The organism is Shewanella benthica KT99 (assembly GCF_000172075.1).
Lineage (GTDB): Bacteria > Pseudomonadota > Gammaproteobacteria > Enterobacterales > Shewanellaceae > Shewanella > Shewanella benthica_A.
On record NZ_ABIC01000023.1, the window covers coordinates 46,436 to 70,281 of the forward strand.

Genomic DNA, 23,846 nt, shown 5'->3' on the forward strand with positions numbered 1-23,846 from the left:
CCATCGCAGATAAGTTTGCAAAATAGACATTAGGGCGACAATTCAAGGCTAAAGTTGAATTTTACTAATATCTTGTTTAAAAAGTGTGAAGTTTCAAGTATCGTACCCACTTTAGCACCTTAGGCGAGCACCAAATAAGGTGGGCCTGATTTTAGCTAAAAAAGACCTCATAGATAAGTTAACCCGACGTATTTTCAGGATTAAAAAAATGTCAGATCTTCGCCAACAAGCCCTCGATTACCATGAGTTCCCCGTACCAGGAAAAACTGCAGTTTGCCTGACGAAACCCGCCGAAACTAGTTTAGACCTCTCCCTGGCCTATAGCCCGGGTGTTGCTGAGCCTGTGCGTGAAATCGCCGCGAACCCAGATAATGCTTATCGCTATACTGCCAAAGGCAATACCGTCGCTGTGATTACCAATGGTACGGCTATCTTAGGTTTAGGTAACTTAGGCCCATTGGCTTCTAAGCCTGTGATGGAAGGTAAGGCGCTGTTGTTCAAGCATTTTGCGAACATAGATGCGACAGATATTGAAATTAAGCATCGCACAACAGAAGAGTTTATCAATACGGTTGAAGCGATTGCCGATACATTCGGTGGCATTAACCTGGAAGATATCAAGGCGCCAGAGTGCTTCGAGATCGAGAAGGCGCTTATTGAGCGTTGTAGTATCCCTGTTTTCCACGACGATCAGCACGGTACGGCAATTGTGACCACCGCAGGTATGATCAACGCTTTAGAGATCCAGGGTAAGTCTATCGAAGAAGCTGTCATCGTCTGTATGGGTGCCGGTGCGGCCGCTATTGCTTGTATGACCATGATGGTTAAGTGTGGCGTGCAGCGTGAAAATGTTTATATGCTCGACAGAAAAGGCGTTATTCACACTCGCCGTGAAGATATCAATGAGTATAAGGCATTATTTGCTAACAATACTGACAAGCGTACTCTGCAAGACGTGATTAAGGGCGCCGATGCCTTCTTGGGCCTATCGGGTCCCGATTTGCTGGGCGCCGAAGACGTCGCCATGATGGCAGATAAGCCTGTCATCTTCGCTTGTTCCAATCCAGATCCCGAAATCAAACCAGAAATAGCTCATAAAGTTCGCCAAGATTTGATCATGGGTACGGGACGCAGTGACTATCCTAACCAAGTGAATAATGTGCTCTGTTTCCCATTCATCTTCCGCGGTGCATTGGATGTGCGTGCATCGAAGATCAATGATGAAATGAAGATTGCAGCGGTACACGCCATTGCAGCCTTAGCGAGAGAAGAGGTTCCTGCCTCTGTACTCGCTGCGTATCCGGATGTGACGTCATTGAGCTTCGGTCCTGACTATGTGATCCCTAAGCCTATGGATCCACGTCTACTGTCGAATGTGGCTAAAGCCGTGGCTCAAGCGGCAATCGATTCGGGTGTTGCTGTGATCACTGAATTACCAGAAAACTACATGAGCTAAGCTTGTTTTCAGTGGTATTTATACCATTCCATATAAGTATCTGGTCAGTTCAGAGACTCTCAGTTTTTTCAATTCAAGGCGCATTGATGAGGAAATGGTTATTCCCTTTTAAGTTAATGTAACACCGAAGTGGAAACACTGAGAGCCTCACGCAGTGCGGCTGATGTTTAAAGTAAAGGGCAAAGCCCTTTATGCTGCGTTGAATGTTCTCGATATACGACTGCATGGTCTATTTTGTTCCATACAAAATAAGACATTTCCCTGACCCATAGGGATATGGGAAATGTCTTGAAAGCGTATGGAACGCTTAAGACCATGGAGGTCAGATGCAGGAGGTACGAGCCCATGGACGGGTGAAGGTAGAATAATGCCGGAGCAATTATCGAGAGCAACGCAGGAGCTTGTTGCCGAGAATAACTATTAGCTTCAAACATCCGCAAGCCACATGGATGTGGTGAATGTCTATATTGCACGACTATAGGGATATAGGAGGTAGAGTAACGCAGGAGCAGTTACCGAGGAGCAAATATAGACCTTGCCTACAGTGCTTTGAACTCCCGCTGAATGATCAGATACTTACTCGGAATGGTATTAAAGGGCCTTATGGCCCTTTTTTATTTTGTGATTTTAGATATTTCAATTTGATCTTCTACTTGAATATCATTCAAAGATTGTAGCAGGGGGGATTTGTTTGTATTGTGGGGTTTTAGATAGGACTCATTTTCTATCTTTCTGGTTTTATACGCTGATTTAATGCCTTTCTAAACAATGAATCGAATTCAGTTGTCATAAGCTTAGGCTCGCTTTCGATTTTAACGCGCGGAGCGAAAATCTCGGGGGCTTGCCCCCGTGCTGGATAGTGTAGACTGGGCTTGTCTCAGTCTATATTATTCAATACATGGAACATCAGCGAAATTCACATCATATTTTCAGGTTAATGTATCACTTTGTGTGGATACCTAAGTATCGCAGAAAAGTGTTCTCAGACCCTTATCGTGAAACGATGAAAGCCATTATTCATAAAGCGGGCTTCGATTACGATATTGATATCGTTGAATTAGAAATCCCTGAAGATCACATTCATATGGTTGTGAGAAGTGAGCCGAAGATATCACCAAGTCATATTATGTATGTGATAAAAAGCATTTCAGCCCGAGAATTTTTCAAATGCTACCCAGATATCAAAAGGCGGTATTTCTGGGGTGGTAAGCTTTGGACTCAAAGCTACTTTGTTGAAACTATTGGTAACGCAAATGAAGAGGCTATTCGTGAGTATGTTCAAAACCAGTTGATTGAATTAGATAGGAAAGAGAAAAATTCAGAGCAGCTAGGGCTCTTCTAAACTCGGTCGCTTGCGGCCGATTCTTTAATTAAGAATAATAAATTCTGCAGGAAGCGGATAATGAAATTGACACGACTTTTAACTAATAAATTGACCAGTTTTTGGCTACTTTCTTTGGCAGCCGTTGCATTTATATTTTTGCTTGTTGCCCTAGTTAGCTTTACGCAATTGACCTATAAGTTTCAACAGCAGAAGGTAACTGAACTCGAGTCTATGCTCATTCATCATTATGAGCATGAGAACAATAAAGCACTCTCTACCTGGCTCCCCTCCATATTAACCGCGTATAACACTGTTAGTTTGACCTTGCGCGCCGAAGGTCAAATACTCTACCAGTATGGAACTGACAAACTGGGTGCTGGGGTGATCACTTATGAGAGGCAGCTGCTCAAGGCTGACAATCTCATCTTAGTGATCACCTTACCTCAGCCATTTAAGATGTACTCACTTTCCTGGTATGAATTTTCCATCTTAGTCATTGGCTTACTTTCTATCTCTGTGTTTGTTTTCTTCGGCCACAGATGGTTATCGATGCAGCTACAGGGCATAGAAGATCTGGCGGTGCGCAGTAAACTGATTCTAGAAAATGAATATGATAAGGCCTTAGCCGAGAGAGGAGATGGCAGGCCGAGAATGATAAATCGTGCCCTGACGCATCTATTGTTAGAGCTAGATGATGCACAGAAGCATAGAGCTAGATTCGATCAATTTATCCGCTCCAATACGTTTTTGGATCCTCAAACTGGCATAGGAAATCGGCTATTTCTTAAGAATCGTCTCGACGCCTTGAGTAACGATAAAGGTATGATGGCTCCAGGTGTGCTGTTTTTACTCGAGATGGAAGATATGGACCTGCTGCAGCAAGAGCTTGGTGATGACTCCATAGATGAGTTGTTGCATCAGACGATTAGCGATATTAATCAGATCTTGGACGGTCAGGCTAACAGTATTTTTTCTCGTCGTTCTTTCAATCAGTTTGCCATCGTCGTTCCTCAAATCTCCTTAAAAGACGTTGAGAAGTTAGCCGCTAAATTACTCAAGGTGTGCTTGAATCAAAACGTACCCGAGACAGAGAACAGTGAAGACTTTTTCCACATAGGTGCAGCCTACTTTAAAGTCGGTGATACTAAGGAGCAGTTACTCGATGAGTCAGAGAGAGCCCTTAGGGCGGCTCAATTTCAGGGAACCAGCGGTTGGTTTATGTATGATAAAGGGGCCGTGGATGAAGAGTTGGCCAAGGGGTCGGTTAGGTGGCGCAGCTTTCTCGAGTATGCCCTGGTAAATAGACGTTTAGTGATCTTTTCTCAGCCTGTGGTCGACAGCGATATGGAAATTCATCACTTAGAGATATCCAGTCGAATACGTGACAATAAAAACAACCTGGTTAGAGCCACGCTGTATATCCCGATGGCAATAAAATGTGGTCTGACACCTCAATTTGAACGTCAGGTTATCGAGACAGTATTGTTCGATCTGCTCTCAGACCCTAGGGATAGAACCACCAAGTTCAGCATAAATCTCAGCCTGGATACCCTGATGAGTAGGGCATTTATCAGCTGGCTTAAAACGACCCTGTTAGAGTATCGACATCTCACCCCCTGGCTTATCTTCGAGATCAATGAGGACATAGTGGTACATCATAAGGAGCAGCTGAAATCTAGACTCGATATGATTAAGAAAATGGGCGCAAGCTTATGTGTCGACCGTGTGGGACAGCAGGTAGTCAGTACTCAATACATCAAAGAGTGTCATTTCGATCTGATAAAACTGCATCGATCAATCGTGACGCAAATACACCTTCGTCAAGAAAATCAGCTGTTTGTACGTAGTCTTATCGGTGGTTTATATCGAACTGATGTTCAGGTTTTTGCCGAGGGAATAGAGTCGTTCGAGGAGTGGCAGACTCTGAAGATTTTAGGTGTCAGTGCCGGGCAGGGAAGCCTGTTCAGTGAGCCTGTTGAGGAAATATAAACCAAGATACAAAAGATTGACTTGGCCAAAAATCAAACTCTCCTTCAACCAGTTTGCTTAACAAATGTTTCGCTTTTTTCTTGCTATGTGTGAAATTTTAGCTTAGATGATACAAATCACTCGATGATCGTTTTCATTCTGTTTTTTTTCTATATTATTAGCAGATTAGCCGCTACAATGAGCGTGAGTATTTTTGCACATGATAAATGGGATTATGGACATTTTGTAAATGGAAAAGAGTCTTTTAACTAGATTGGCTTTCTGGCAAAACAAGCAGACGAAACTCGAGCTTGGCGTCTACGTTTGTCAGGATAAGCTTGTCGTGTACCAAGCTAAGCACCTCGATGTCATCTCGACTACCGAAACCGAATATCATGTCGGCGAGAGTGTTGCAACCGAAAGCATTACCCACGAATTTGCGTTTAATGGTTCAAATTGGTCCTGTGTATTTGCCTCGATTGCTAAGCAATTCAAACCCGCTAAGTTGCACATCACCTTGAGCGCTTCATTTTATCAATTGTTAGTTGTCGACAAACCTAATGTAGAACCCAGTGAGATGTCTCAGGCATTACTCTGGTCGGTCAAAGATATGGTGACTCACGCAGTAACGGATATTCATCTCGATTACTTCGATTCACCATTACCAAATAGCACTAAGTTAAATGTTGTCGTTGCCGAGAAGGCAAGGTTGTCCGCTATGGTACTCGCAGCTCAAGAGCATCATATGCAAGTCTTAGGCATAAGCATCGAAGAGATGGCTGTTATTAGTCTCTTTGCCAAAGATAATCAAGCCAAGTTGGTTTTGTGTCATACCCCAGGGCAGGAATTATTGTTGACAGTAGTAAAACAGGGACAGCTTTATATGCAGCGCCGCGTGCGGGGATTTAATAAGTTAGATACCGTTAGCGCCGATGATTTAGCCATGGGGATGGCCGATAACTTAAGTTTAGAGTTACAGCGTTCTATGGATTATTTCGAGAGTCAACTGCGTCAGGCGCCTGTGGCTTCGATTGAATTATTGATTAATGGTCAAGTTGATAAACTCGCTGAATTAGTCAGTGCAAACTTCGATCAGAAGGTCAATGCGATTGCTGTTGATACCGTTGAGACTAAGATTGCCCTGCTGACCTGTGGTGAGTTTCACCGTGTCGAGTCTAGAGAATCAGGAGTACAGGTATGACGTTGAAGACCAGAGTCAATCTGTATTCAGATACCTTGTTGCCTCAGGTACAGATGCTCAGCTTTAAGCGTCTGACTCGGGTACTCGTTTTTATGCTTGTCCTGTTTGCTATGGCGAACTCAGCGAGTTACATCTTAGTGTCAGGGCTCGAGGCCGATAAGCGGGTACTTGCGAAGCAAAAAATCAGTTTGGATAAGCAGAAAAAATCCCTCGAAGTGGCAATGGGAAAACGTGCTCCCTATGCCAAACTCGTGGAGCAAGTGGATCTTCTCACTCAACAAATTGAACTTAAACAGATGCTCATGGGTGAGCTGAGTCAGCGAGAAGCGCTGACGAGCCATGGATACTCAATGTTATTTAAAGATCTCGCTCGTGTTGCCAATAGTCATATCTGGCTCAACCGCATCAGAGTTGAAAATAATGAATTCATTTTCGAGGGCTTTAGCTCTGCGCCCAATAGTGTTCCTCTGTGGGTTGAACGCCTCAAGTCGACAGAAACGCTAAAAGGTCACGCATTTGCGTTTCTGTCAATGAGTCGGGGTGAGGATAAACCGTTAGCATTTACCTTGACCAGCAAGGCGGAAATCGAGGAGGCTAAGTGAAGCAGCAATGGAATGAATGGGCCGCTCGATTCGACGGTCTGACCCAAAGAGAGAGAATCATGGTAGCGAGCGCGACCATGATTGTGATAGGTATGTTGTGCTACCTCCCGCTAGAGTCATTATTGTTAGAACATCAGTCTCTTACTCAGCAGAATAAAGCTATCGCCAGTGAGAATAAGATTTCATTGCAGCAGATTGATCTGTATCAGCAGCGGTTAGCGCAAAATCCTAATGATGAATATAACAAGCGTTTGAATGTGTTGCAGCGGCAAGATGCCGATTTAGATGATCGGCTGTCTTTTCAGATGGTGGATATGGTTCCCGCCAATCATATGCCGGCGTTATTGAGTGAATTGCTGGGGAAAGTCACGGGCATCACACTGCATGAATTCAGCTCGATAGCAGCCACTCCCTTGCTCGCCATCGGGGACGATAAGAAGATGAATCTCTACAGTCATGGGATCCGTCTGACTCTGGAGGGAGATTACTTTTCCGTGCTTAAGTTTATCGAAGCCGTAGAGGCAATGCCGAGCAAGCTGTATTGGAAAGAAATTGATTATAAGGTCGATGAGTATCCCATTGCGAATGTCGTGCTGGAACTCTACACCTTAAGCATAAATAAGGACTTTATCAGTGTCGCTACTCAAGGTTAGCCCGTTTATTGCATTGCTGATGTTGCTTGCTACTAGCACTCAAGCTGAGACATTAAGGGATCCGACCAGGCCGGGTTATGGGTCTCTGATCATCGCGTCTGTAGCTTCGAGTCATAGCCGTGACTTGATACTCAATAGTGTGATTAAGGCCGGATCGGCATCCCACGCTGTGATAAATAATGAAATTTTTGGCATCGGGGATAGGGTGCAAGGTGTGAATATCACGGCTATCGAGATTAATTCAGTTTCATTATCTGATGGTCGTAAACTCACCATGTTCCAAGCGATAACAGAGTCAAAGGGAAATTAAATAAAAATGAATGCGCTAAAGATTATTACACCTCTGTTAACTCTGTTATTGGTTGCGTGTCAAACAACCAATAGACCCGAGCCTGTGGCCGCTAAAGAGGCTCTGGCTGAGTCGGTACAAGCAGAATCGCAGCAGGCCACGCCTCCTCCGGCAACAATGCCTGAGTCTATTCAGCAGGAACTCGCCTCTGCCGAGTTACTGACAGGATTTGCACCGAGCCGCAGAGCCGAACGTCGTTTCGATGTGTCTGCTCATGAGATTGATGCTAAGGTATTTTTCCCCAGCCTGGTACAAGGTACGCCCTTGAGTGTCGCCGTGCATCCCGATGTGACTGGCAATATCTCTCTATCGCTAAAAGGGGTGACATTGAGTGAAGTGCTGCAAGTCGTCGAAGATATCTATGGCTATGAGGTGAGTCATGTGGGGCGAATCTTACGTATCTATCCTGCCGGTATGCGCACCGAGACATTCTCATTGAATTATCTGTATATGGAGCGCAACGGCTTGTCTTTGACTTCGGTGAACTCGGGACGTATTTCAGATAATAGTAATTCGAGTTCGAGTAACAACAATAGCAATAACAGTAACAACTCGTCTAATAACAATTCTGGTTCGAGTAGCAATAGTAGAAATGAAACGACTAATGGTACCTTCATTCGTTCTACTACAAAGAGTGATTTCTGGGGCGAGCTAAAAGAGACGCTAGTCTCCATTGTGGGCAATACCGGTGGTGGGCGTCAGGTTGTCATTACGCCCCAAGCCGGATTAGTGACTGTTCGCGCATTTCCAAATGAGCTGAGGCAGGTACGAACCTTCTTAAAAACTGCCGAGACTCATCTACATCGACAGGTGATCATAGAGGCTAAGATCTTGGAAGTCACCTTGTCTGACGGCTATCAACAAGGGATCAATTGGCAGAATGTCTTAGGCCATGTGGGAGATACCGATATTGAGTTTGGTACGTCTACAGGTGGAGGTAGTTTGTCGGATCAGATCACCAGTGTGATTGGCGGGGTAACTTCACTCAAGTTCTCGGGTACCAATTTTTCCACTATGATCAGCCTGCTCGATACCCAAGGTGATGTAGATGTACTCTCGAGTCCACGTGTTACGGTATTAAATAATCAAAAAGCTGTGATTAAGGTGGGTACCGATGAGTATTTCGTCACCAATGTATCGTCAACGACCATATCTGGCATAACCCCAATAACGACACCTGAAGTCGAATTGACTCCATTTTTCTCCGGTATCGCCCTGGACGTGACGCCACAGATCGATGGAGATGGCAATGTAATACTGCATATTCATCCATCGGTTATCAATATCAAGGAGCAGATAAAAACGATTAAAATCTCCGGTAGCACGCTAGAGCTGCCTTTGGCACGGAGTGATATTCGTGAATCAGATACCGTTATCATGGCTAGAAGTGGTGATGTGGTGGTGATTGGTGGCTTGATGAAGAGTGAGAACATAGAATTGATTTCTAAGGTGCCATTGTTAGGCGATATCCCTTTTATTGGTGAACTGTTTACTAATCGTGCTAAATCATTGAAAAAAACGGAACTGGTTATTTTGCTGAAACCTACCGTGGTAGGCGTCGATACCTGGAAGAAGGAGCTACAGCGCTCTAAAGATCTGTTAGATCTTTGGTATCCTGAAGAGCAAAATGAAACAGAACAAGGGCAGTAAATTTTGTACCTGCAACATTTTGGCTTAGCCCAGACGCCTTTTTCACTTACCCCTAATACCGAGTTTTTCTTTGGACTCGCGCCTCATGTCGAGGCGTTGCAGGTATTACAGACTGCGTTGCAGACGGGTGAAGGCTTTATCAAGGTGACTGGTGAGGTGGGTACGGGAAAAACCCTCATCTGCCGCAAGTTGATCAATGAACTACCACAGCGCTTTCATTGTGCTTATCTACCTAATCCCTATCTATCTCCGGCGGAACTACGTTGGGCCGTTGCACTGGAACTTGGGCTTAAATATTCCGCCGATATCGATCAGATACAGCTGACAGGGCTTATACAGCAGCAATTGCTGGCTCTGTGTGCCCATGGCCATTCAATTGTACTGGTTCTGGATGAGGCTCAGGCCCTTCCCGATGAGAGCCTGGAAGCACTGCGCCTGTTCACCAACTTAGAGACCGAGAGTCGCAAGTTGCTACAGGTGGTGCTATTTGCTCAACCTGAGTTGGATGAAAGATTAAATCAACATAATTTCAGGCAGTTGCGACAGAGAATTACCTTCAGCTATTGCCTGCGCCCCTTGACCTTGGATGAAGCCGATGCCTATGTTCAGCACAGGCTATCCGTTGCGGGTCGTGTGGGTCAGCCATTATTTGACCATAAAAATACGCGAGTGTTGGTAGCTGCATCGAAAGGGATCCCCAGATTGATTAATATTTTAGCTCACAAGGCGCTGTTATTAAGTTTTGGTGAGGGTGCCAAGCGAGTCGAATACCGTCACGTTAAAGGCGCCATCATTGACACCCAAGATACTAAACTTAGCTATAGGGCACGATGGTTTTGGTTTATGCTCTTGAGCCTCATATCTGTGACTAGCGGGATAGGGCTACAGCTATTTTATGGAACCAGTGTATGAGCGTGATTAATTCTATGCTTAAAGATCTGGATAAGCGTCAGCAATCCCATGAGCTGGAAAACCTACATGTTGCTCCGGTACAATATCAGGCTAAGCCTGTCTCTAAGCTACCTTGGATATTGCTGGCGATTGTCTCCGTTTTACTGTTATACAGTATAGCGTATAGCTGGCAAGCCTGGCCTAATTCTCAAGTTGAGCAGGTTAAAGTCGTTGCAGTAGGCCGTCCTTCATCTTCAATGCAAGATGAAATCAGGGTTAGTAAGCTCGCTAGCCAAGTTGAGATTGAGTCGGTTCAAGCGGTAACATCAAGCAATATCTCAGTCTCTTCGATAAAGGCAGCGGAAGAGCCTTTATCAGCAAATTTTAATCTGGTCGATAGTGATGTAAAGCCAGTGGGGCCTTTAGCCGCAGAAAATATAACTAAACCCGCTATTCAGCCTGATACCGCTACCAAATCTACATCTGTTTTAGTCACGCCTGTTGCACCTAAGCCCAGTTCGATGGCCGTCACTGAGGTGCACGTTTCCAATGAACAGCTTGCTCTGAGAAGGTATCGACTGGCGACAGAGGCTGAGAACCAGGGCCTGCTCAGCGATGCCATCGTCTACTACGGCGAAGCATTGGCATTAACGCCAGTGATGCACAAGGCGAGACGAAAACTCGCGGCTCTTTATTACGGTAAGGGTCGTCTCGACTCAGCCAGTAACATCCTGATAAAAGGCATGACTCTTTTCCCCGAGGAATACGATTATCTCTTCTTACTCGCCAGAGTGCAGCAAGCCTCTGGTGATATTCAGTTGGCCATGTCCAGTCTGGAGCAGATCCCAGATGAGAGCCTATTGGCCAAGCAAAAATGGACCATGCAATCTAGCTTGGCACAGAAGAGCGAAAACTATCAATTGGCCGAAGAAAGCTACCGAAAATTATTATGCATAGAAGCTGGCCAGGCCAGATGGTGGATGGGGCTGGGTTATGCCCTAGATTCACAATTGGAATATGACTCGGCCAAGCAGGCCTACAGACAAGCCTTGTCAGCAGACGGTTTATCTAAGCAGGCGAACGAATATATTGAAAATAGACTAGTCCAGTTAGGAGAGAGCGAGTGAAACCGAAGTTAAAGATGCGTCTGGGTGATCTTCTGGTTCAGGAACAGATCATAGGTGAGGCTCAGCTACTGGAAGCGTTAGCCGAGCAGAGAAGTAGTGGCAAAAAATTGGGCCGCACCTTGATCGATCTTAACGCTATCACCGAAGAGCAACTGCTACGCTTCCTCTCCCAACAGCTGAATATTCCATTTATCGATATCAGTAAGCGTTCCATCTCCAATGAAGTCGTCACCTTGCTGCCAGAAGTTCAAGCGAGACGTTACCGTGCGCTGGTCGTCGAAGATAATGGCGATAGTGTCTTGGTTGCCATGAGCGACCCGGCCGACTTACAAGCCATGGATAACCTTGAGGTGCAGTTGCTGCCTAAGTTATTGAAGATTGCCGTAGTGACCGAGTGTCAACTGCTGGACGCCTTCGATAATCTCTATAGACGTACCGATGAGATCGCACAGATTGCGGGTAAGCTCGAAGAGGAATATGCCGCCGATGATCAGTTCGATCTTGCCAGGCTCACCGAGGGTGACAGTGATAATGAAACCACAGTCGTCAAGCTACTGCAGTCCATCTTCGAAGATGCAGTGCAGATGCGGGCCTCGGATATCCATATCGAACCTGGTGAGAAGGTACTACGCATCAGGCAACGTATCGATGGCCAATTACATGAAAATATATTACCAGAAGTGAGTATTGCCGCGGCTTTGGTTTTGCGGCTAAAACTGATGGCTGGTCTGGATATCTCCGAGAAGCGTCTGCCACAGGATGGCCGTTTTCATATAGAGATTAAAGGGCATCAGATCGATGTGCGTATGTCGACCATGCCCATTTATCATGGTGAATCTGTGGTGATGCGTCTGCTCGATCAATCCGCTGGCTTGCTGACTCTTAATGAAACGGGTATGCCGCCGGAGATCTTGGCACGTATTCGTAAGCAGATTAAGCGCCCCCACGGGATGTTATTGGTGACCGGACCAACGGGTAGCGGTAAGACCACAACCCTATACGGCATATTGAGTGAACTCAATACCGCTGATAGAAAAATAATCACGGTTGAAGACCCGGTTGAATACCAGCTGCCGCGTATTAACCAGGTTCAGGTCAACCATAAAATTGGCTTAGACTTTGCTCATGTATTACGAAGCGCACTGCGTCAAGATCCCGATATCATCATGGTGGGTGAGATGCGAGATCAGGAGACGGTCGAGATTGGCCTTCGAGGCGCCCTAACCGGTCACTTCGTGTTGTCGACCTTGCACACCAATGATGCGGTAACCAGTGCATTACGTCTGTTGGATATGGGTGCGGCGAGTTATCTGGTGGCGAGTGCGTTAAGGGTTATTATTGCTCAACGATTGGTGCGGCGAGTTTGCCAGAATTGCTCCGCTGATTATCAATTAACGGCGCAAGACAGTGTCTGGTTAAACTCGGTCAGTCATCTGGACTTCTCACAGGCTAAACTCAAAATTGGCTCAGGTTGCCAAAGCTGCAATGGCAGTGGTTACCGTGGGCGTATCGGTGTGTTTGAGCTACTTGAATTAGATGAACCTATGGTAGAAGCTATGCGGACCGGTAATCCACAAGATTTTGCCAATGCGGCTAAAGAGAGTCCTAATTTTACTCCTTTAGCCGAGTCTGCACTTAAATATCTGGCCGAGGGGATGACGACCATCGAAGAGGTCGCCAAGCTAGTCGAAGATGTGACCGAGTCTCCAATTCCACTGTCGGTCGATATGGTTAAGCAATCGCATGAGAAATGATCTGAATAGTGATGGTGGCACATATTAGTGGCAGTCTTATAAATCTCATGAGAAATGATCTGAATAGTGATGGTGGCACATATTAGTGGCAGTCTTATAAATAGCATGAGAAATGATCTGAATAATGATGATGGCACATAATTAATGGCAGTCTACAAATACCGAGGGCGCGACGCCCAGGGACAACTAGTTACCGGTGTGGTTGATGCCACCTCTGAGAGTGTTGCTGCGGATCAGCTGATGTCTCGTGCGGTTATTCCATTAGAGCTCACTGAGACTAAGGAGAGGCAAGACTTCTCTCTGGCAGCATTGTTTAAAGCTAAGGTGAGCCTCTCCGAACTGCAGATTTTTAGTCGACAGATGTATTCTTTGACTCGTTCAGGCATTCCTATTTTACGCGCCATCGCTGGCTTGTCAGAAACGACTAATTCGCAACGTATGCGAGATGCCCTCGATGATATTTCCGAACAATTAACCGCCGGTCGTCCCTTATCTTCGGCAATGAATCATCACCAGGATGTGTTCGATGCGCTGTTCGTTTCCATGGTTCATGTAGGAGAGAACACGGGTAAACTCGAAGATGCTTTTATGCAGTTAGCGGGTTATATCGAACGCGAGCAGGAGACTCGGCGCCGGATCAAGGCCGCGATGCGTTATCCAACCTTTGTCTTGATTGCCATCACCATCGCCATGGTGATCTTGAACATCATGGTGATCCCAAAGTTTGCCGATATGTTTTCTCGTTTCGGTGCCGAACTACCTTGGGCAACCAAGTTATTAATCGGTACATCTAGCCTATTTGTAAACTATTGGCCGGCCATGCTGGTCGGTGGCATAGGAACCTATATCGGCATTCGCTACTGGCACAACTCTGAGAAGGGTGAGAAACTATGGGATAGATGGAAGCTACATATTCCCGCTATAGGTAGCATCATCGAGCGCTCTACTTTATCCAGATACTGCCGTAGCTTTTCCATGATGCTCAGTGCCGGAGTCCCTATGACGCAGGCGTTAAGCCTAGTAGCCGATGCCGTAGATAACGCCTACATGCACGATCGAATCGTCGCCATGCGTCGGGGCATAGAATCCGGTGAGTCCATGTTGCGAGTATCGAATCATAGCCAATTGTTCACTCCGCTAGTGTTACAGATGGTTGCCGTCGGCGAAGAAACGGGTCAAATAGACCAGTTACTTAACGACGCCGCAGACTTTTACGAGGGCGAAGTGGATTACGACCTTAAAAACCTCACCGCTAAACTCGAGCCTATTTTAATTGGCTTCGTCGCGGGCATAGTATTGATATTGGCGCTGGGTATCTATCTTCCCATGTGGGATATGCTTAATGTAGTTAAAGGTGGAAGGTAAACTTTGGGCTAGCAGGTATATATCTAGCCATATGGTGGGACATGCTCAACGTGGTTAAAGGTGGAAGGTAAAGCAGGTATATACCTAGCCATATGGTGGGATATGCTTAATGTAGTTAAAGGTGGAAGGTAGATTATATCAATCAGTCATCAGCCTAAAGCAGGTATATATCTAGCTTTTTATGATGGGACATGCTCAATGTGGTTACAGACGGGAAGTAGATGAAATTAGATCATTGTCTGGATAAGGCAGGAAAAACCTAATGCTAAGCCAGCAGAAATCCGATGGAGTGTTATTGGCGTTATATAGCAAGATGATAGCAATCATTTTGCTACTCGCCTTGCTAGGTGTTTTAGGCTTTAAGTATTTTGCTTCGGTGAACCACATAGCTGCTCAGGGTCTGAGGATCGATCATACTCGGCTATTGAATGTGTTGGGTATGATCAAGGCGAAGTGGCTAGCACAGGGTAGACCCAAAGATATGAGGCTGGATTGGGATACTGGCATTTCGATAAGTGCAGATAAGAATTCCACTCAAATTACAGCAGATATAAATTTTGTTAAAATGAGTTCTGGAGGCTGGCCGTTACCTAACAAGTCGGATTCTGCTGGTTGTGAACAACTTTGGTATCAGCTACTGGGTTTAGATACCGCATCACAACAAGTTGTATCTGTATTTGGCCAGGGAGGAGATGTTTGTAGCTATGTTGCTAACAATTTCGATCGCCTTGGTTATCAACTGACAACCGGACGCGTAATATTTTTGACGAATGACAAAAAATGGAGAAAATAGAGTCGTTTCATAGGTTTATAAAATTCTCCGAACTGTTAGAATTGTAAAATATGCTATGGGGGCTTATATGAATAAGCAGATTGAAAATCAAATGAATAGTCAAATGAAAAATGAAATGAAAGGTCAATTTAAAGGTCTTACTATGAGTAACTCTCGAAGCCGTCAGCAAGGTTTCTCTTTAATAGAACTGGTGATCGTGATCGTGATTCTTGGTTTGCTTGCCGCAACCGCTATCCCGCGTTTTCTCAATGTCACCGATGACGCAGAAAACGCCAGTTTAGATGGTGTCGCCGGTGGTCTAGCTACTGCGGTCGGTTTTGTACGCGCACAGTGGGAAGTCGATGGTCGCAATAATAATACGGTGATCTTAGATGGCACGAGTGTCTCCTTAGATACACGTTTTGGTTTCCCGACAGGCACAGTTCCTAACGCTACTAACGTAACGGCGATGAACGACAATCGTTGTCAGCAAGTGTTTAACAGCATTCTTCAGAGTGCGCCGCGAAATGTGCAGTTTTCCGCAGATGCTAGAAATCAAAGATATACAGTACGCATGTTAGCTGGCGTAGGAGGCAATGCCATAAGTCTCAACGGTGATACGGTAAATGGTATCGATCTATGCGTGTACCATCAGGTGGCGTCTTTAGTATTAGATCAAGCAACTGGGGTTCCAACACCCACTCCCGATTTGAATGTGGGTAAAGGCATCACCTATAACCCAGGTACGGGCACGGTAGTTAGTTTTACTAACTAGGTCTGTATCTAATCTCAGTAGCGAGCATGGAAGCTGTATAGAAAATAGAAAGGTAGTAGGTAAATGAACAAGCAAAAAGGTTTTACGCTAATCGAATTAGTGGTCGTTATTATCATTCTAGGTATTCTTGCTGTTACAGCAGCACCTAAGTTTATCAATCTTCAGTCGGATGCTCGTGAATCGACAGTTCAAGGAGTAAAAGCAGCTTTACAAGGTGCAAATACTTTAGTCTTTTCTAAAGCGGCTATACAAGGGAAAGAAACTTCAACAGGGTCTGTTGTATTAAATAACATGGGAACAGCTGTTACTACTGATGATATTAGTGTTACTACAGCTTATGGATATTTAGATAGTAGTGCGACGGTTGCAAACACTATCACGAATCTTGAAAAGGCAATGGATGTGACTTTCCAAGCATTAGCTGATGATACTATTGTAGTTACTGGTAGTGAATGGGGGGTGATATCTACTGCCACTTCATTTAAAATAGTTCCTCAGGGGCGTACGGCGACCGATACAGCCGTCAGTGCTTGTCACATGAAATATACCGCTGCCACATCGGCTACAGTATCCCCCAAATATGAAGTTGTTGATACAGGCTGTTAATAGGTTATAGATATGAAAAAGCAAAATGGTTTTACTTTAATAGAGCTCGTTGTAGTTATAATTATCTTAGGTATTCTTGCTGTTACCGCCGCACCTAAGTTTATTAACCTTCAATCCGATGCTAAAGCATCTACGGTAAGCGGATTGGAAGCTGCTGCAAAAGGTGGGGATAGCTTAATTCACTCTAAGTCTTTAATTTCAGGTAATGAGACTCAGGGAAGCGGTGCTTCAACGCCCCCCACTGTAACCGTTGATTCTGCAGGAACAACTGTATTATTAAACTATGGTCATGCAACTGCTGCTTGGACTAATAGTCTCGCAAATGTTTTAGATATCAATGTTTCACTTGAGTCAGCAAGTGATGACACTACAGAATGGGTTTATGATACTGCGACTAACGTAGTCTATTTTTACCCACAAGGAATAAATAGTCCTGAAGCATCTTCTGCTCCTGGAACTTGCTACGTAAAGTATGAAAATGGATTAACGAGTGCTACTGCTGGTACCTTTGCAATTACTAGTTTGACTACTGGTTGCTAATAGTTCTTCAGTCATAAAAAGGCCTGCTTAGCAGGCCTTTTTTATGCGTGAAGCTTAACCTTGATAAAGCTGTTCAGTTTTACTGAAATTAACTTACTCACAGCATGGACGCTTGCTGAACGGATCACATGCAGTATGAATATGTTAAAACAGCAAAAATTTACCCTGATTGAGTTGGTGTGGTGATTATTATCTTAGGGATTTTAGCTTACCTAGCTTTTAATTCAGCAAATTCACCTTTCTGTCATTCAGCCTTTAAAGTTTAAGCGAATAGGTATTATATATATAAAATATCACAGTTTTTTGTCATACTTAGTGATAAACAGATTAAATTTTCGGTATACAGATGAGAAAAAATGCAGGCTTTACTCTGGTAGAGCTAGTCACCACCATAATACTCATTGCCATTCTCTCTGTGGTGGTATTGCCACGTCTGATGACCAGTTCGAGTTACAGTGCCTTCACTCTACGTGACGAGTTTATTAGTGAGTTACGCAAGGCGCAACTGATGGCGATGAACAATCAAGATCGCTGTTATCGAGTCGATGTCGATGCCAGTGGTTATCAGTTACGTCGTTTCGATAACAATACCTGTACCGGAACGAACCGAACGGAAGCTAAACAAGCATTTTCGGGAGGTGCTAGCTTGGCGCGAGCATCTGATAGCAGTGATACCTTCAATGTGAATTTCGATACTGCCGGGATCTCCAGTATGGGCTGCAGTGGTCCATGTATTAATGTGATTGCCGATGAGACCTTGAGTATCAGTATCGAGAGTCAGGGGTATATCCATGGCCGTTAATTCGTTCAAAAAAACAGACATGCAAGTTCATTTAGCGCACAAATCTAACGGCTTTACTCTTATTGAACTCATCGTCGGCATGGTGGTTCTCAGCATAGGCTTAGTCATGTTGACCAGCATGTTATTCCCACAAGCCGATCGCGCCGCCGAGACCTTGCACCGTGTGCGTTCGGCTGAGCTGGCCCACTCGGTTATGAATGAGATCTGGAGTAAACGCTACGACCAAAACACCAACCCCAACGGCGGCGTGCCGGCCTGTGGTGCAACCGCAAGGCCTGATTTAGGTTTACCAGCAGGCGAGGTTTGTACTGCAGAAAATAAACTCGGCCCTGAAACTGGCGAGAACCGCAATAGTTTTAATGATGTCGATGATTATCATTGGCTTAGTGAGGATAGCAATATACTTAACTCGACAAGTACCTATAAGAGCCAGTATTTAAATTATAAATTATTAGTCACAGTGACCTATCCCAATACTTCAGATCTGAACCGTAAACTGATAACGGTTACTGTGACGACGCCCAGTGGCGAACAGATCGTCTACAACGCGGTCAGGAGTAACTACTGATGTCGGGCTTAAGACAGTTACGCCAAAGCGATGGCTTTACCTTGGTCGAGATGGTGATGGTGATCATCATCCTCGGTGTTATGGTGCTTGGAGTCAGTAGTTTTGTCATCATGGGGACACGTATCTTCGTCGAATCTACTACTGTCGATCAGGTGCTGAGTCAGAGTCGTTTCGTTATGGAGCGTATGACTCGCGAAATTAGAAACGCCGTGCCAAACAGCCTGCGTGTGACGAAAAATCCAGCCACGTTCCAGTGCATCGAATTCGTGCCGATTCAGGCCTGCGCCTCCTATATTGACCTGCCTATATCTCCGGAGACTACAAGTTTGACTGGGACTGTTATGACACCATCACTGGGGATAAATAAAGATCATAGGATGCTAGTGTATCCACTGCAATTAACCCATATTTACTCTGCTACTCCGACGGCGAGTGAGGGTAGGTTATTTGATATCGATAAATACGATGCTACGACCAACACGGTCACCTTCGATCGTGCGGTACGTTTTAGCGAGGCTTCGCCACGACGTCGCTTCTTTATGGTGGACAACGCGGTGAGTTACTGCTTCTTTGCCAATGGCAATATTAGGCGTTATGCCAGCTATAACATGTTCAATGTCACTCAGCCTACAGCCACTCAAATGGGAGGCAATGCTAAGAGTGCATTAATGGCTGAGAATGTTGTGATAAAAGACGGCAATTGGCCAATATTTTATACTCCAGGAACCTTGATTAATAATGCTGTGGTGCAGTTAACACCACAATTTGAGGTTAATGGCCAAGCGTTTCAATATCAACATCAGGTGCAGGTGGTCAATGTCCCCTAATATGAACCAGAAAACTCATTCATCGTTTAGAGGCTTTGCAAGTAATGCTTTTGCAAAGCAGCGGGGCAGTGCCTTGATGATAGGTATCTTCGTCATCACTGTGATGTTTCTGATGGCATCCGCGTTAATCAATGTACTCGAAGATGCCGATGAGCAGGTTAACCTCGAGGTGTGGGGCACCCGCGCCCTCTTTGCTGCCAATTCAGGTGCCGATAGAGCCTTGGCCCAGTTGTTCCAACTCGACGGTTCTGCTTCAAGTTGCACCAATGTGTCTGCAACTTGGACGCCGCCCGTTGCCCCCGGTTTTCATCAGTGCAGTGTCGTGCTGACTTGTACGCCAACAACGGTCGCTAGCGTGACCCGCTTTCTGATCACCAGTGCTGCGACCTGTGAAACCGGAGACTGTAGCAGCATTAACGGTAACTGCTTGAGAGTAAACCGTCAGGTGGAGGTAGAAGCCCGTGATTGATACTTTTATCTTCAAGGGAAGGCAAATCACCCAGAGGATAATCATCCTAGTGTTGCTGATGGGATCGACTTTACTACCTGCATATGCAGCTGACTGGACGGCCACGTTTATCGAAGGGGTAAACTCATATAGCAGTGATGGTAAAATAGAGTTTAAAGGCACTGCCAAATTACATAATGCCTCCCAAAACGGAAACTTACCTACATTCGATGTTGCAGAAGAACAAAAGTCTTGTGTGCCTCCTAACGGGAATGTTAAAAATTGTAAAAACGGAGGCTATACTGCGAGGCTACCCGAAGACCGAATTCCATTTCAACGCTGCCGCTCGACAAGTAACTATGATATAGGCCCCCCTTCTCCCTATGAAGAGATCACTATTCCTGAGGGGGAGTATGCTGATGTATTGCTGACTGGAGGCTGGAATAGAAATATCACCTTTAGCACTGAAAATGGGATTTATAAGCTTAAGTCGTTGACCGCTGAAAGTGGCACATTGAAGCTGGCAGCCGGGCAATATTGGATTGAGTCACTGCAGATCAATCGTGATGTTAACATTATTTTTCCACCGACCGGAACGGTGAGTTTCTTTGTTAGAGATAATTATACCCATCTAAATTCGAGCCTTTCCTATAGTGCAGAACAATTTATTCTATATGCATATAGCGATGTGAAAATTAATTATGGTGTATACCTCAGAGGCTATGTAGTGGCTGAGGGGGGGCTACAACTCGAAGACCTAGCTGTGGTCGAAGGTGGAGTGACTTCTGATGACATCTCATTAGCAACGAATAGTTTGATCTATTTTAATGACACTGCGGCATCGATAAATGTTGTTCCGGATTGCGGTGTTGAACCTGTGTTACCGGTTGTGCCACTGCAATGTCCAGCAGGGCAAGCAGGAGTCACGGGTATCACTTATCGAACCTATGACGCCACAAGCTGGAAGCCTGGGCAATATACCAGTCCAGGCGATCATAATGACTTTAATAGCCTTGTCGATACGGTTAAAACCACGACTAATCAGTTAGGCGAGTCCATTGAGTCCCGCATTGAAGGTTACGGTGGCGGGATCAGCCCTCACTCGAGTCAGGGGGATAACTATGCAGGTATCTTTACCGGTTATTTGGATGTGCCTGAAACCGGTGAATATACCTTAGGTATCGATGGTGATGATTCAATAGAGCTCTTGATTGACGGCCAGCTTGTCGTGGGATTTTACGGATTGCACGGGCAATGTGGCTGGCCTTGTAGAACCGGGGACATATCTTTAGCTCAAGGAACACATAAAATAGAGGTACGTTACCATGAGGCGACTGGGGCTGAAGCTTATCATCTGTATTGGCAGCCGCCATCGGCATTGAGTTTAGTCAAAGTACCTGAGTCAGCATATCTAACTTGTCCATTTCCTCAATTTGAGTTTGGCCGAGTCTCCTTGAGTAGCGGCAGTGCTGTGATTAATTTTAAGAATAGCTACGCTACCGCGCCTGTGATTATCTTGATGCCAACCTTAGATAGTGCTAACCCTACGCAGGATGGCCCTGGGACCGTGAGGCTAGTATCCAGCGGTGCCACAACGGCTGCTATTGAACAAAATGAACCGCCAAGCAATAAAGTGTCTGCAGATGATATGTCTACAGTGGATTATTTTGTCATGGAGCCTGGGTATCGTTTTCTAGAACGTGGAAAGGCACTGCAAGCGGGCAAGGTTGAGACTAAAAAGTATCAAGGAAAACTGCTAACCTCTGCCGGCAGAGGTTATGAAAATATCAGTTTCAGGCACAAGTTTGGTGCTAAACCGGCTATGGTCGGGCAAACGTTATCCAGACATAATAATCGTTTTATCACCACAGTGATCAACAATATTAGCTTTAAAGGCGATGAGTTTGATATTGCAATAGAAGCATCGGAAGTGGATGGTTCGATCACTCAAGATGAAACCTTAGGCTATGTGGCTGGGCTGGGGGCTGGCTCCATGCAAGTAGATGGCGAGGTAATCTTGTATGAGTTTGATTATGCCCTTAACAGCAGTGGAGGAAATCGTCCCCGAACATTGCTTCAACAGTGTGCTTATTCGACTTTTTATGAAAATACTTACTCTAGTCAGCCCTATGTTATAGCCAATAAAAACTCACGTCGTGGTGCCGATGGTGGTTGGGTAAGACGCTGTCGTCATTCAGTATTTAATAATACTATTAGCTTTGCTATCGATGAAGATCAACAAAGTAATGCCGAGCGAAATCACCTCGCTGAAAATATTGGTTATTTTGCCTTTGAGGCCGTTTCTGAGCCGCCAGCGATCGATCACTATCGTATCGAGTTTTCATCCGATGCAATTAGTTGCGCGGCAAAGGATATACTTATTCGTGCTTGTGCTAATACTGATTGCACTGCTGAAACTTCAGTTTTGTCCAGTGTCGACCTGACTAAAAACGGTGGCGTATACACTAGGGTTAACTTTACTGGGCATACCGTTCCTGCTGCAGAGCTCTGGCATGCTGAGGGTGGAACGGCTTTAATTGGCCTTGGAGGTACAGCTCCGTATGGTATTTATCGCTGCTTCATCGATGATGTTGAGGTCGATAATACTGCCTGTCAGTTAACCTTTGAAGACACAGGTTTATATTTTAATCTACCGGATACAATATCTTATAAAGATAGTGACCTGTTTGAACTGTTTGCCGTTACTAAAGATACCAGCACTCAGCAGTGTGTTCCTCTCTTTAGTAACCAGGCTAAATCTATAGATTTTTCGTTTAACTATAAAGATCCAAGCCTAGTGAATAACCCAGCGCCATTAACGCTTATGGCACCAACCGAGAGTAAAGTGATTGCAGGCGGTGATACCGAGAGTGTCAGTGTGCAATTTGATGCTAACGGTAAGGCACTATTAAGTGTCAACTACCCAGAAGCCGGTGAAGTGACACTCAAGGCTTCTTATACACACACTGTGACGACACCAAATGGCACCGAGGAGCTAGTGCTCGAGCATCAAGATAACTTCGTCGCTAAACCGGCAGGCTTTCATTTTTTCAATGTATCAACAAATCGTTGTGATAGCTCCGACCCCTATGATGAAGACTGTAAAGTATTGGCTAAGGCTGGAGAAAGTTTTGATATGCGCCTGAAAGCCGTAGGCTGGCGTTCAGATGGTGACAGTGACTTTAGCGACAACCCGGCTCTGAAAAACTTTAAGCACAGCAATATTCTGATCCAAGCTGCTGTAGAGATGCCATCGATAGCCGATGGCGGCATCAATGGCGGCTTTAGTACTTCAGCGGTAGATTTCAATTTATCGGCTAGTGATGGTTCACAGCTCATCAATCAAAGCTGGAATGAAGTAGGGACTGTCACAGCTAAGCTTGCTCAAGATATCAGTTATCTGGGTGTCACGATTTCAGAAAATAACGCCAGCAGTGAAGTGTTTGGTCGCTTCACTCCGGCTTATCTGGATATATCCGCAAACTCACCCTCTCTGACCCATAGCTGTAGTACCTTTACCTATATGGATCAATCCTTTGTTTTTTCAGGAGGTGGGGAACCTATTATCCAGGTAAAAGGCATGGTGGCTGATGGTAGTGAAGCAAGTAACTATCAGCTTGGTGACTGGTGGCGATATAAGCATAAAAAGGAGGCCAGTAGAAATCAGTGGCCCGGAAGAGGTTATGAAGATAAAACCGGTGAGCTACAAATTCAGGATAGTGAATATCCTGGGTTATCGGGCAGCGTTCGCTATGCCAATAACGCCAATACAGCGACATTAACGGGTGCAGAAGTCGAGTATGTGCGTTCGCCTACACCAACTGCACCGTTCGATGCTAAGTTTGATCTAAAGTTGGCTGTTACTGATGTCACCGATGAAGATGATATCTGCTATAAAGCCGATTCAAGCGGTAGCTGTCAGCCTTTCTCTTTCGAAGATCTTGCCGATGGCGCTTCATTTGAGTTGAGATATGGCCGATTGCTATTGGACAACGGTTATGGCCCGCAGTCGGAAAGCCTGCGCCTGCCGCTACGAACCGAATATGTCAGTGCTGTGACGGCAGCTAATGTTCCGACCTGGATCATCAATGTTGATGATAGCTGCTCCGTGTATAACACAGTAACTTCAATGAGCACTGGAGAGGCGGCGACGACAGGTATGAATATG

The 23,846-nt window shown here is 45.2% G+C and carries 21 protein-coding genes; all 21 read left to right on the plus strand.

Features of this window, described 5'->3' with window-relative positions; all coding sequences use genetic code 11:
- Positions 1-208 precede the first annotated feature (208 nt).
- Entirely contained in the window at positions 209-1,456 is a 1,248-nt protein-coding gene (locus KT99_RS11840) for a malic enzyme-like NAD(P)-binding protein (RefSeq protein ID WP_005500301.1), read from the plus strand.
- An 898-nt stretch (positions 1,457-2,354) separates the two neighbouring features.
- On the plus strand, positions 2,355-2,798 hold the full coding sequence (gene tnpA, locus KT99_RS11845) for an IS200/IS605 family transposase (protein ID WP_157752185.1): 444 nt from the start codon (positions 2,355-2,357) through the stop codon (positions 2,796-2,798).
- Between the two features lie 60 nt (positions 2,799-2,858).
- A complete protein-coding gene (gene csrD, locus KT99_RS11850; protein ID WP_005500302.1) occupies positions 2,859-4,769 on the plus strand; it encodes an RNase E specificity factor CsrD in 1,911 nt (636 codons plus the stop codon).
- Positions 4,770-4,998: 229 nt separating this feature from the next.
- Positions 4,999-5,949 (plus strand): hypothetical protein, encoded by a 951-nt coding sequence (locus tag KT99_RS11855; RefSeq protein ID WP_005500303.1) that lies wholly within the window; start codon positions 4,999-5,001, stop codon positions 5,947-5,949.
- Positions 5,946-6,551, plus strand: coding sequence for a PilN domain-containing protein (locus KT99_RS11860; protein ID WP_005500305.1), 606 nt, complete (start codon positions 5,946-5,948; stop codon positions 6,549-6,551). The genes KT99_RS11855 and KT99_RS11860 overlap by 4 nt, the downstream gene beginning before the upstream one ends.
- Positions 6,548-7,204, plus strand: coding sequence for a hypothetical protein (locus tag KT99_RS11865; protein WP_005500312.1), 657 nt, complete (start codon positions 6,548-6,550; stop codon positions 7,202-7,204). Before KT99_RS11860 ends, KT99_RS11865 begins: the two co-directional genes overlap by 4 nt.
- On the plus strand, positions 7,185-7,514 hold the full coding sequence (locus tag KT99_RS11870) for a hypothetical protein (protein WP_005500314.1): 330 nt from the start codon (positions 7,185-7,187) through the stop codon (positions 7,512-7,514). Before KT99_RS11865 ends, KT99_RS11870 begins: the two co-directional genes overlap by 20 nt.
- Before the next feature lie 6 nt (positions 7,515-7,520).
- Positions 7,521-9,203, plus strand: a complete 1,683-nt coding sequence (gene mshL, locus KT99_RS11875; protein WP_005500316.1) for a pilus (MSHA type) biogenesis protein MshL — start codon at positions 7,521-7,523, stop codon at positions 9,201-9,203.
- 3 nt (positions 9,204-9,206) lie between these two features.
- Complete coding sequence (locus tag KT99_RS11880; protein WP_005500318.1) at positions 9,207-10,115, plus strand: ExeA family protein; 909 nt, start codon at positions 9,207-9,209, stop codon at positions 10,113-10,115.
- Complete coding sequence (locus KT99_RS11885; RefSeq protein WP_005500320.1) at positions 10,112-11,221, plus strand: tetratricopeptide repeat protein; 1,110 nt, start codon at positions 10,112-10,114, stop codon at positions 11,219-11,221. Before KT99_RS11880 ends, KT99_RS11885 begins: the two co-directional genes overlap by 4 nt.
- Positions 11,218-12,975: a GspE/PulE family protein gene (locus tag KT99_RS11890; RefSeq protein WP_005500322.1), complete on the plus strand. Its 1,758-nt coding sequence runs from the start codon at positions 11,218-11,220 to the stop codon at positions 12,973-12,975. The genes KT99_RS11885 and KT99_RS11890 overlap by 4 nt, the downstream gene beginning before the upstream one ends.
- Before the next feature lie 144 nt (positions 12,976-13,119).
- On the plus strand, positions 13,120-14,340 hold the full coding sequence (locus KT99_RS11895) for a type II secretion system F family protein (RefSeq protein WP_005500323.1): 1,221 nt from the start codon (positions 13,120-13,122) through the stop codon (positions 14,338-14,340).
- A 262-nt stretch (positions 14,341-14,602) separates the two neighbouring features.
- A complete protein-coding gene (locus KT99_RS11900) occupies positions 14,603-15,133 on the plus strand; it encodes a hypothetical protein (protein WP_005500329.1) in 531 nt (176 codons plus the stop codon).
- 142 nt (positions 15,134-15,275) lie between these two features.
- Positions 15,276-15,887 carry a pilus assembly FimT family protein gene (locus KT99_RS11905; RefSeq protein ID WP_040571924.1) on the plus strand — a complete coding sequence of 204 codons (612 nt, stop codon included), beginning with the start codon at positions 15,276-15,278 and terminating at the stop codon, positions 15,885-15,887.
- Between the two features lie 63 nt (positions 15,888-15,950).
- Complete coding sequence (locus tag KT99_RS11910) at positions 15,951-16,493, plus strand: prepilin-type N-terminal cleavage/methylation domain-containing protein (RefSeq protein WP_005500339.1); 543 nt, start codon at positions 15,951-15,953, stop codon at positions 16,491-16,493.
- A 12-nt stretch (positions 16,494-16,505) separates the two neighbouring features.
- Entirely contained in the window at positions 16,506-17,033 is a 528-nt protein-coding gene (locus KT99_RS11915) for a prepilin-type N-terminal cleavage/methylation domain-containing protein (protein ID WP_005500340.1), read from the plus strand.
- A 346-nt stretch (positions 17,034-17,379) separates the two neighbouring features.
- Entirely contained in the window at positions 17,380-17,835 is a 456-nt protein-coding gene (locus KT99_RS11920; protein ID WP_005500342.1) for a pilus assembly FimT family protein, read from the plus strand.
- A complete protein-coding gene (locus KT99_RS11925) occupies positions 17,825-18,403 on the plus strand; it encodes a prepilin-type N-terminal cleavage/methylation domain-containing protein (protein WP_005500345.1) in 579 nt (192 codons plus the stop codon). Before KT99_RS11920 ends, KT99_RS11925 begins: the two co-directional genes overlap by 11 nt.
- The gene (locus KT99_RS11930) at positions 18,403-19,230 is read left to right on the plus strand and encodes a PilW family protein (RefSeq protein WP_005500349.1); all 828 of its coding nucleotides are present in this window, start codon (positions 18,403-18,405) and stop codon (positions 19,228-19,230) included. The genes KT99_RS11925 and KT99_RS11930 overlap by 1 nt, the downstream gene beginning before the upstream one ends.
- The gene (locus tag KT99_RS11935) at positions 19,220-19,699 is read left to right on the plus strand and encodes a hypothetical protein (RefSeq protein WP_005500352.1); all 480 of its coding nucleotides are present in this window, start codon (positions 19,220-19,222) and stop codon (positions 19,697-19,699) included. Before KT99_RS11930 ends, KT99_RS11935 begins: the two co-directional genes overlap by 11 nt.
- A 58-nt stretch (positions 19,700-19,757) precedes the next feature.
- On the plus strand, positions 19,758-23,846 hold a 4,089-nt coding region (locus tag KT99_RS20865), incomplete at its 3' end, for a PA14 domain-containing protein (protein ID WP_040571926.1).